This is a genomic window from Hydrogenophaga sp. (genome assembly GCF_031426985.1).
GTDB lineage: Bacteria > Pseudomonadota > Gammaproteobacteria > Burkholderiales > Burkholderiaceae_C > Hydrogenophaga.
The window spans coordinates 1-9,442 of record NZ_JASJOY010000148.1 but is presented as its reverse complement, the minus strand read 5'-3'; the positions used below and the strand labels follow the sequence as shown (position 1 = coordinate 9,442).

Below are 9,442 nucleotides of genomic sequence, written 5' to 3'. Positions count from 1 at the left end.
GGCGCTGCAGCACCTGGATGGCGCGGCGGATCTCGTCGTCGCGGCCGATCACCGGGTCCAGCTTGCCCAGGCGGGCGCGCTCGGTCAGGTCGAGGGTGTATTTCTTGAGGGCTTCGCGCTGGCCTTCCGCTTCGGGGCTGTCCATCTTCTGGCCGCCGCGCACGGCCGTGATCGCCGTCTCCAGGCTCTTGCGGGTCAGACCGTTTTCATTGGCGATGCGGCCCAGTTCGCCCTTGTGATCGGCCAAGGCGAGCAGGAACAGCTCGCTGGCGATGAACTCGTCACCGCGCTTGATGGCTTCCTTTTCGGTCGCCTGCAGCAGCTTGTTCAGGTCGGGGCCGATCTGCACCTGCTCCTGGCCCTGCACCTCGGGCAGGCGCTTGACCGCCGCCTCGGCCGCCTTGGTCAGGCCGGCCACGTTGACGCCCGCGCGCTGCAGCAGCGACTTGGGGCCGTCGGCCTGGCGCAGCATGGCCAGCAGCACATGGGCCGGGTCGATGTAGGCGTTGTCGGCGCCCAGCGCCAGCGACTGGGCTTCGCCCAGGGCTTCCTGGAATTTCGTCGTGAGTTTGTCGAGTCGCATGAAAAGCACTCCGCAAAAATGGATTGCCCACTACATGGAGCACTTCTGCGGCCTTTCAAGCCCCTGACCCTGATGCGGTCTTCCGCCGGCGGCGCTCAGGACTTGAGCGCTTCGAGCGAAAAGCCTGCGATTTGTTTGTAGTGCTCGGAAATCTCGCGCAGCTCGGCCTGGCTGATCAGGTCGTCGATGTGCCGGAACGGCCGGTCGCCGCTGAGCTCGTCCACCTTGATGTTGATGAAGTCCGGCGGCACGCTGCGGTTGGTCGCCACCACCCGCGCCGTGGCCTCCCGGCGCAGCGCTTCGTAGGCCGGCAAAGCGTGGTGGGACGGGTCGCGGGCCAGTTCGGTGGCCAGCGTGCGGGCGTCGATCAGGGCCTGGGCCGAGCCGTTGGACCCCCGCGGGTACATGGGGTGGGCGGCATCGCCCATCAAGGTCACCCGGCCGAAGGTCCACCGGTCGATCGGGTCCTTGTCCACCATCGGGTACTCCAGCACCTGGTCGGCGTTGCGGATCAGGGCCGGCACGTCCAACCAGTCGAACCGCCAGTCCTGGAAAAGGCCGATGAAGTCGTCCACCCGCCCGCCCTGGTTCCAGTCGTTCATGGACTCGCCCGGGCGCTCGATCTCCGCCATCCAGTTGATGAGCTGGCCGCCCTGCCCGTCCACGTTGTCCACGATGGGGTAGATGACCATCTTGCCGGTCTTGATGGAGCCCACCCGCAGGTAGCTCTTGCCCGTGAGGATGGGTTTGTGTCGGGTCACGCCGCGCCAGGTGTTGATGCCGGCGAAGGCCAGCTTCTCGTCCGGGTAGAACTGGCGCCGCACCGCGGAATGCACCCCGTCGCACGCGACCACGATGTCGGCCGGCACCGGCTCGCGCGGCGCGCCCTGGGCGTCGTTGAAATGCACGGTCGCGCCCGCCTCGTCCTGCGCGACGTGGGTGCAGCGGTGCCCGGTGTGGATGCGATCCTGGCCCAGGCGCTGCACCGCCGCGTCGTACAGGATGCGGTGCAACTTGCCGCGGTGGATGCCCACCTCGGGCACCGCATAGCCGGCGTGGCGGCCGCGCGGCTCGCGGTAGATGAACTGCCCGAAGCGGTTGAAGAACACGCTTTCCAGGTTTTCGATGCCCACCGCCTCCAGCGCCGGCTGCAGCCCCAGCGCGGCCAGCTCGCGCATGGCGTGCGGCAGCAGGGTGATGCCCACGCCCAGCTCACGCACCTCGGCCACGCTTTCGTACACATCACAGGCCAGGCCGCGCTGGTGCAGGTGCAGGGCGAAGGACAGGCCGGCAATGCCCCCGCCCACCACGGCGATCCGGGGTGTTTGGCTGCTCATGGGGCCCCCCTCATTCGGCCTTGATGCCGTTGCGGCGGATCACCTCGCCCCAGCGCGGATAGTCCTTCGCCGTCAACGCGGTGAGCTCGTCGGTGCTGGACGCCGCGGCGTCCATGCCGGCCTTGCCCAGCAGTTCCTTGATGTCGGGCTGCCGCAGGATGGCGGCGATCTCGGTGTTCAGCCGCGTCACGACCGGCGCAGGCGTTTTGGCCGGTGCAAAGAAGGCGTACCAGAGGTCCACTTCCACGTCTTTGACGCCGAGTTCGCCAAACGTGGCCACGCCGGGCGCCACGGGGTGGCGCTTGGGGCTGCCCACCGCCAGGGCCGTGAGCTTGCCGCTGTTGACGAAACCCTGCGCGATGTGCACCGGCAGGAAACCCACGTTCACTTCGCCCGACAACAAATCGGTGATGTAGCCGGCCGTGCCCCGGTACGGCACGTGCAGCATGAACAGGCCCGTGCGCGCCTTGAACAGCTCCATCGCCATGTGGTGGGGTGTGCCCACACCCGGCGACCCGAACGCAATGGCACCGGGCCTGGCCTTGGCCACGGCCACCAGCTCCGGCAAGGTCTTGATGCCGGTCTTGGGATTGGTCACCAGCATCAGCGTGCCCCAGGCCGCGAGCGACACCGACGAAAAATCCTTCACCGGGTCAAACGGCACATTCGGATAGAGCTGCGAGGCCATCAGCATGGTGTTGGCCCCCATCAGCACCGTGTGGCCATCGGGACGGGCCTTGGCCACGGCATCGGCGCCGATGTTCCCGCTGGCGCCGGGCATGTTCTGCACCGTCACCGGCTGGCCCAGCCGCTCGCCCAGACGGGGCCCCACGGCGCGGGCGATGGTGTCCATGCCGGTCCCGGCCGTGAACGGCACGATGATCTTGACCGGCTGCGAGGGCCAGGTCTGTGCCTGCACGCCGCAGGTGGCGATCAGAAATGCGAGTCCGGCAAAGAGTCGACGCGAAGGGCTTTTCATGGGGGTCTCCTGTGGTTGTTGTCGCGATCACCAAGCGCACCGGCCAACGGCTCAGCGCGGCGGAATCTTGAATACCGCCTGGGCGTTGGTCTGGAAGAAACGCAGCCGGTCTTCGGCGCTCATGGCCATGCCATCGAGCGCAATCACCTCGTCCACCGCGTGCTGGTAGGGGTAGTCCATGGCGTAGAGCACGCGATCGCTGCCCATGAAATCTTGTGCAAAGCGGATGGCGGGTGCCCAGGCCACGCCGCTGTTGGTGATGTAGAAGTGCTCGCGCAGGTATTCACTGGGCTGGCGCTTGAGCGGCTGCACGCTGGCGTAGCGCTGCGACTTCACCGTGGCGCGGTGCATGTAGTCCAGCCGGTAGGCCCAGTACGGCAGCGCTTCGCCCATGTGGCCCAGCACCATGCGCAACTTCGGGAAACGGTCGAACACGCCGGCGGTGATGATGCGCAGCGCGTGCAGGCCGGTTTCCACGCCAAAGCCGTAGATGGCGCCGTCCAGCCCGGCCTCGAAGAATGGCTGGTACATGCCCGGCGGCAGCGAATTGGGGTGCAGGTAGATCGGCGCGTCGTGCGCCTCGGCGGCGGCGAAGATGTCCCAGAACTTCGGGTCCGACAGGTACTCCCCCTGGGTGTGCGAATTGATCACCACGGCGTGGATGCCCAGCTGGGTCACGCCACGCTCGATCTCTTTCGCTGCGGCCTGCGGGTCTTGCGGTGCCACGGCGAGCATGCCGGCAAAACGCGTCGGGTGGCGGCGGATCGCGTCGGCCAGGTGGTCGTTGGCCACGCGGGCAAACGACACGGCGGTGGCCTTGTCCATCACCTGCACACCGGGCGAGGTCAGCGCCAGCACCTGCGCGTCGATGCCACAGGCGTCCATGTGCTGCAGGCGCAACTCGTCCAGGTCGGTCAGGCACCGCATGATGTGCTGCGCCCGCTCGCTCGGGCTGCTCATGTAAAAGCCCATCAGGCCGCGAAAGCCGGGGTCGGCATCACCACGCTCCAGGATGCGGCGGTAGATGTCCAGCATCTCGGGCGGCGCAAACGCCTCTTCGGTCGCGATGCGCAGGTACGGCGCGGACGCGGGCACCCGGGTGGACTGAGGGTCCGGCAACTGCATGGTCTGTCTCCTGTCTGGTCGTCTGCGGCCCATCTTAATTAGCTGCTGTTTGCACAACAATAAGCAACTTCGCGCAATGAGCTTTTCCAGATCGAGATCAATATGGACACCTTGAGCAATCTGAAAGCCTTCGTGGCCGCAGCGGAGACCGGCAGCTTTTCGGCCGCAGCCCGCCAGGCCGGACTGGTGCCATCGGTGATCAGCAAACGCATCGAACAGCTGGAATGGCGCATCCGCGCGCCGCTGTTCACCCGCACCACCCGCAAGCTCACCCTCACGGACGTGGGCGAGCGCTACCTGCCGGTGGTGCGGGGCCTGGTCCGCCAGGTGGACGACGCGCTGGCCGGCATGGCCCAGGCCAGCGGAGAACTGGAGGGTCACATCCGCATCAAGATCCCGACCACGCTCGGTGTGCTCAACCTCAGCCAGCTGCTCAACCGTTTTCTGGCCGAACAGCCCCTGATCAGCATGGACATCGTGCTGGCGGACCGTTCGGTCAACCCGCTGGAAGAAGGCTTCGACCTGGCCATCGGGGCGCGCCCCGAGTCCTACGGCCAGGTCCGGGACGTGCCGCTGTGCCCCATCAGCCGGCGGCTCTGCGCGGCGCCCGCCTACCTGCAGCGGCGCAGCGCGCCGCAGGCCCCGGCCGAACTGATGGACCACGATTGCCTGGTGTTCGCCACCGCGGGCACCCGCTGGGAATTCCAGGGGCCACAGGGCCTGGTGGGGGTGGACGTGGTGCGACCCAAGCTCAAGAGCAACGACGGTGTGGCCCTGTGCCAGGCCACGCTCGACGGCCTGGGCGTGTCGGTGCTGGCCGACTACCTGGTGGCACCGGCGCTGGCCGGTGGCCGGCTGGTGGAGCTGCTGCCCGACCACCACCTGCCCGACCTGTGGCTCAAGGCGCTGGTGCCGGCCAACCGGATCGAATTGCCCCGCATCCGCAGCCTGCTGCACTGGCTCACGCAGCAACTCCAGGCGGCCCGGCTGGGTGGACCAATGCCCACCACGGCGCATCCGGGCACGTGACACGGCCGGGGCCGCGCGGGCATGGCCCCGGGGCGCTGGCGGTCATCCCCCCTCGGCAACGGCCGGCAGGCGCCAGTAGGCGTAGGACCAGGCGGTGCACATGCCGGCGCGGCGGTACAGCGCCAGCGCCGGCGCATTGCGGCCGTCGACCTGCAGGAAGGCACGGGTGATGCCACGGCGCTGCGCTTCCAGCGCCATGGCCCGGATCATCCGGCCGGCCAGGCCACGTCCGCGCTGACTGGCGGCCGTGCGCAGGCCGTGCATGCTCAACCAGCCCTGGGCGTAACTGGCGGCGCCGCAGGCCAGGGTCTGCCCGCCTTCGCGCAGGCTGGCGAACAGCGTGCCTTCGGCGCGCGACAAGGCTTTGGAGCGGCTCGCGCCATCGACCGGGTCCAGCCCCTCGCCGAGGAACATCGCCATCCAGGCGGCATCGGGGCGCGGGTCCAGCAACACCCCATCGGCATCACCGGCGAGCGCGAGCAGGCCGTCGAGCACGCCGGTCTGGGTCAGCGTCGGCTGCTCGCGCCGGAAACCCCGGTCCGCCAGCGCCGGCCACCAGGCGTCGAAGCTGGGCAGGTCCGGCAGGCGAAACACCGGTCGCAGGCCAGCCTCGCGGTAGCGCTGGGCAATGGTGTCGATGAGGGCCGGATCGTGCGCGCCGTGGTGCAGCGGCACGGCGCTGTGGGCGCGGCCGACGGTGCCCGTGTCCAGGGGCAGCAGCCAGCCGTCGAGGGCGTCCACCCGCTCCGGCGCCACCGCGGTGAGCGTGGCGCGCTCGATCGCTTCGATGTCGGCGGCGCTCAGGACCACGGGTGCGGCAGGAAGGTGGTCAGGCGTTGCTGGAGACGATGCCCCACTTGGCCAGCGCAGCGTCGTCGCTGACCCGCGCATCGACCCAGCGGGCACCCTCGGGCGTCTGTTCCTTTTTCCAGAACGGCGCCTGGGTCTTGAGGTAGTCCATCAGGAACTCACAGGCCTGGAAGCTCTCGCCGCGGTGCGCCGAGGTCACGGCCACGAGCACGATCTGGTCCAGCGGCTGCAGCAGGCCCACGCGGTGGATCACGCGGGCGCCGAAGATGTCGAAGCGCGTGAAGGCCTCGTCGATCATCTGCTCGATGGCCTTTTCGGTCATGCCGGGGTAGTGCTCCAGCTCCATCGTCGAGACCGACTGGCCGTCGTTGCGGTCACGGACCGTGCCGACGAACGTGCAGACCGCGCCCACGCCCTTCTCGTCGGCGCGCAGGCGGGCGACCTCGGCCGACAGGTCGAAGTCTTCGGTCTGGATGGAGACACGGGCATTCATGTTCAGCCTCCGGTCACGGGCGGGAAAAACGCGACTTCGGCACCCTCGGTCAACACGGCGGACTCGTCGGCCATGGTCTGGTTGAGCGACACGCGCACCGCACGGCCGCGCGCCAGCGCTTCGGCGTGCGCGCCACCGCGGGCGATCAGCTCGTCGCGCAGCGCGGCCAGCGTGGCCGCGGCGGTTTCAAGGGTTTCGCTGCCGCTGCCGATGGCTTCGCGGATGGAGGCGAAATAACGCAGCTGGATCTTCATGCGAGCAGGTCCGAAAGAGCGATGTAGTTGACGAGGTCGCCGCGTGCGATGGTGCCGCCGGCGGGGTTGTCCACCAGGCCGTCGCCCCAGACGGTGGAGGTCAGCACGCCCGAGCTCTGGTTGGGGAACAGGTCCAGGCCGCCGCCGTCGTTGCGCCGCACGCGCAGGAATTCGCGGCGCTTGTCGGCGCGCGGCAGGTCGAAGTCGGCCCGCAGTTTCATCGACTTGAACGGCGGCTGGTAGGCCGATTCGGCCGCGCCCTGCAGCTTGAGCAGGAAGGGCCGTACCAGCAGCAGGAAGGTGACGTAGCTGGACACCGGGTTGCCCGGCAGGCCGATGAAATGGCAGTGGCCTTTGGCGTCGGCGCCCGCACCGGCATCGCGACGCACGGTGCCGTAAGCGAAGGGTTTGCCCGGCTTCATGGCGATCTGCCACAGGTCCAGGCTGCCCAGTTGCTGCACGGCGGGCTTGATGTGGTCTTCTTCGCCCACCGACACGCCGCCGCTGGTGAGGATCAGTTCGTGGTGGTCGGCCGCGGTCCTGAGCGCGGCCAGCGTGGCCTCGCGCTGGTCGGGCACGATGCCCAGGTCGCTGACCTCGCAGCCCAGCCGTTCCAGCAGCACGCGCAGGAAAAAGCGGTTGCTGTTGTAGATCGCGCCGGGCTTCATCTGTTCCGGCGGCACCTCGCCGGGCATGACCAGTTCATCGCCGGTCGAGAACAGCGCCACGCGCGGCCGGGCGGTGACCGTCAGCTGGGCACAGCCAATGCCCGCCGCCAATCCAAGGCTTGCGGCCGACAGGCGCGTGCCGCGCGGCAGCACCACGGCGCCCCGGGTCACGTCTTCGCCGGCGCGGCGGATCCACTGACCGACCGTTGGCACGGCATCGATGTGCACCGCGTGGAAGTCGCCGCCGACCTCGCGCGTGTCCTCCTGCATGACGATGGCGTCCGCCCCCGGCGGCACGGGGGCGCCGGTGAAGATGCGCGCGCAGCTGCCGGGCTGCAGCGGCTGCGCCGCGTGGCCGGCCGGGATGCGCTGGCTGACCGGCAGCACCACGCCCTTTTCAGTGATGTCGGCCACACGCACCGCGTAGCCGTCCATGGACGAGTTGTCCTGCGGCGGCACGTGCAGGGCCGAGACCAGGTCATCGGCCAGCACACGGCCATCGGCCAAGACGGTGGCCAGGGTGTCGGTGGCGGCCAGCGGCGCGACGCGCGCCAGCAGGTCGGCCAGTGCGTCGTCCAGCGCCATCAACGGCTTGCGGGCGGTTTGAGGAGCGTTCATGTGGGTTCGGGCGCCGAACGCTGCCGCATGGCCAGCGGATCGGCGGTCAAAGATAGGCTTCGGGGTCGTACTCGAAACGGTCCCCATTGTCGACCAGCCAGGCGGCCAGCGCATCCGGGTCGTCCAGATCCAGGCGCGGCCTCAGGGTGTCCACCGGCAGCGCGTCGGCCACCGGCAAGGCAATGGCCACCATGAACGGGTCGTCGGGGTAACGCACCGGTTTGGCAGTGGCCGAGCGCCAGACCTCGATCTTGTGCAGGTTGCTGTCGCGCCAGCCCTCGACCAGCACCCAGTCCACGCCCGGGTGCAGCGCCGGGATGAACTCGTGCACCGAGCGTTCCTGCGGCTGCTCGAAGCTGCGCTGCAGCACCAGGCGTTCTGGCGAGGCGGCCAGCACCTCGTAGGCGCCGGCCTCGCGGTGGCGCCAGGTGTCTTTGCCGGGATGGTCGGTTTCCAGGCCGCAGTGCGCATGCTTGATCACCGACACCCGCAGCCCGCGCGCCTTGAGCGACGGGATCAGGCGCTCGACCAAGGTGGTCTTGCCCGCACCCGACGATCCTGCAAAACCGACGACTTTCATGGCCTTTTGCCGCGCAGATTCAGACCGGGCAGTGGTCGGTGATGGTGCGTTTGACCGCCACCACGTCGGCGCCCATCACCTGCACCCGCTTGGGCAGGGCTTCGATGCCGTCGAACCTGGCCGGGCGCGCGGGTTCGCGGCCCAGGGCTTCGCGGATGGTCTCGGCGAACTTGATCGGCAGCGCGGTTTCCAGCACCACCACGTTTTCGCCGGCCTGGCGCAGCCCGCGCGCCACCTTCACGCCATCGGCGGTGTGGGTGTCGATCATCACGCCGAAGCCCTCGAACGTGGCCCGGATGGTCGCCAGGCGGTCGGCGTGCGTGCTCTTGCCGCTGGCGAAGCCGTACTGCGCGGCGGCTTTGGCAAACAGCGGATCGGCGCCGAGATCAAAGCGGCCGTGCAGGTGCAGCTCGTCGTCGAACAGGCGCCTGGTGCGCGCGCCGTCGCGGCCCAGCAGGTCGAACACGAAGCGCTCGAAGTTGCTCGCTTTGGAAATGTCCATCGACGGGCTGGAGGTCTCGTAGGTGTCGGCGCTGCCGCGCACGCGGTAGGTGCCGGTGCGGAAGAACTCGTCGAGCACATCGTTTTCGTTGGTCGCCACGATCAGGCGAGCGATCGGCAGGCCCATCTGGCGGGCCACATGGCCGGCGCAGACGTTGCCGAAGTTGCCCGAGGGCACGGCGAAGCTCACCTTTTCATCGTTGGACTTCGTGGCGTAGAAGTAGCCGGCAAAGTAATAGACCACCTGGGCCAGCAGGCGCGCCCAGTTGATCGAATTGACGGTGCCGATCTTGTACTTGCGTTTGAAGTCCAGGTCGTTGGACACCGCCTTGACGATGTCCTGGCAGTCGTCGAACACGCCTTCGACGGCGATGTTGTGGATGTTGGCGTCCATCAGGCTGAACATCTGCGCCTGCTGGAACGGGCTCATGCGGCCGTGCGGGCTGAGCATGAAGACGCGCACGC

The 9,442-nt window shown here is 68.4% G+C and carries 10 protein-coding genes and 1 pseudogene; 1 reads left to right on the top strand and 10 read right to left on the bottom strand.

Annotated features, from left to right (window positions below):
- From RMP09_RS16240 to RMP09_RS16225, 4 genes are all read right to left on the bottom strand, one after another.
- Positions 1-583, bottom strand: a 583-nt coding sequence (locus tag RMP09_RS16240; RefSeq protein ID WP_310567024.1) for a Clp protease N-terminal domain-containing protein, incomplete at its 3' end; no start/stop codon positions are given.
- A 95-nt stretch (positions 584-678) separates the two neighbouring features.
- Positions 679-1,920 (bottom strand): flavin-dependent oxidoreductase, encoded by a 1,242-nt coding sequence (locus RMP09_RS16235; RefSeq protein ID WP_310567023.1) that lies wholly within the window; start codon positions 1,918-1,920, stop codon positions 679-681.
- A gap of 10 nt (positions 1,921-1,930) precedes the next feature.
- Positions 1,931-2,899: a tripartite tricarboxylate transporter substrate binding protein gene (locus RMP09_RS16230; protein ID WP_310567022.1), complete on the bottom strand. Its 969-nt coding sequence runs from the start codon at positions 2,897-2,899 to the stop codon at positions 1,931-1,933.
- A gap of 51 nt (positions 2,900-2,950) precedes the next feature.
- Positions 2,951-4,024 carry an amidohydrolase family protein gene (locus RMP09_RS16225; protein ID WP_310567021.1) on the bottom strand — a complete coding sequence of 358 codons (1,074 nt, stop codon included), beginning with the start codon at positions 4,022-4,024 and terminating at the stop codon, positions 2,951-2,953.
- 102 nt (positions 4,025-4,126) lie between these two features.
- Here RMP09_RS16225 and RMP09_RS16220 point away from each other — a divergent pair, with 102 nt between their 5' ends.
- The gene (locus RMP09_RS16220; RefSeq protein ID WP_310567020.1) at positions 4,127-5,053 is read left to right on the top strand and encodes a LysR family transcriptional regulator; all 927 of its coding nucleotides are present in this window, start codon (positions 4,127-4,129) and stop codon (positions 5,051-5,053) included.
- Positions 5,054-5,095: 42 nt separating this feature from the next.
- Here RMP09_RS16220 and RMP09_RS16215 read toward each other — a convergent pair whose 3' ends face one another.
- The 6 genes and pseudogenes from RMP09_RS16215 to RMP09_RS16190 all read right to left on the bottom strand — a co-directional run.
- On the bottom strand, positions 5,096-5,863 hold the full coding sequence (locus RMP09_RS16215; RefSeq protein ID WP_310567019.1) for a GNAT family N-acetyltransferase: 768 nt from the start codon (positions 5,861-5,863) through the stop codon (positions 5,096-5,098).
- 19 nt (positions 5,864-5,882) lie between these two features.
- Entirely contained in the window at positions 5,883-6,356 is a 474-nt protein-coding gene (moaE, locus tag RMP09_RS16210; protein WP_310567018.1) for a molybdopterin synthase catalytic subunit MoaE, read from the bottom strand.
- A 2-nt stretch (positions 6,357-6,358) separates the two neighbouring features.
- A complete protein-coding gene (gene moaD, locus RMP09_RS16205; protein WP_310567017.1) occupies positions 6,359-6,610 on the bottom strand; it encodes a molybdopterin converting factor subunit 1 in 252 nt (83 codons plus the stop codon).
- Positions 6,607-7,896 carry a gephyrin-like molybdotransferase Glp gene (gene glp, locus RMP09_RS16200; RefSeq protein ID WP_310567016.1) on the bottom strand — a complete coding sequence of 430 codons (1,290 nt, stop codon included), beginning with the start codon at positions 7,894-7,896 and terminating at the stop codon, positions 6,607-6,609. The genes moaD and glp overlap by 4 nt, the downstream gene beginning before the upstream one ends.
- A gap of 46 nt (positions 7,897-7,942) precedes the next feature.
- A complete protein-coding gene (gene mobB, locus RMP09_RS16195; RefSeq protein ID WP_310567015.1) occupies positions 7,943-8,476 on the bottom strand; it encodes a molybdopterin-guanine dinucleotide biosynthesis protein B in 534 nt (177 codons plus the stop codon).
- 19 nt (positions 8,477-8,495) lie between these two features.
- A pseudogene (locus RMP09_RS16190) lies at positions 8,496-9,442 on the bottom strand (threonine synthase); the annotation flags it as partial.

What these genes read in the sequence shown, in the direction of transcription:
- RMP09_RS16235 (WP_310567023.1), bottom strand. Translation starts at nt 1,920, where the DNA reads ATGAGCAGCCAAACACCCCGGATCGCCGTGGTGGGCGGGGGCATTGCC.
- RMP09_RS16230 (WP_310567022.1), bottom strand. Translation starts at nt 2,899, where the DNA reads ATGAAAAGCCCTTCGCGTCGACTCTTTGCCGGACTCGCATTTCTGATC.
- RMP09_RS16225 (WP_310567021.1), bottom strand. Translation starts at nt 4,024, where the DNA reads ATGCAGTTGCCGGACCCTCAGTCCACCCGGGTGCCCGCGTCCGCGCCG.
- RMP09_RS16220 (WP_310567020.1), top strand. Translation starts at nt 4,127, where the DNA reads ATGGACACCTTGAGCAATCTGAAAGCCTTCGTGGCCGCAGCGGAGACC.
- moaE (WP_310567018.1), bottom strand. Translation starts at nt 6,356, where the DNA reads ATGAATGCCCGTGTCTCCATCCAGACCGAAGACTTCGACCTGTCGGCC.
- moaD (WP_310567017.1), bottom strand. Translation starts at nt 6,610, where the DNA reads ATGAAGATCCAGCTGCGTTATTTCGCCTCCATCCGCGAAGCCATCGGC.
- glp (WP_310567016.1), bottom strand. Translation starts at nt 7,896, where the DNA reads ATGAACGCTCCTCAAACCGCCCGCAAGCCGTTGATGGCGCTGGACGAC.
- mobB (WP_310567015.1), bottom strand. Translation starts at nt 8,476, where the DNA reads ATGAAAGTCGTCGGTTTTGCAGGATCGTCGGGTGCGGGCAAGACCACC.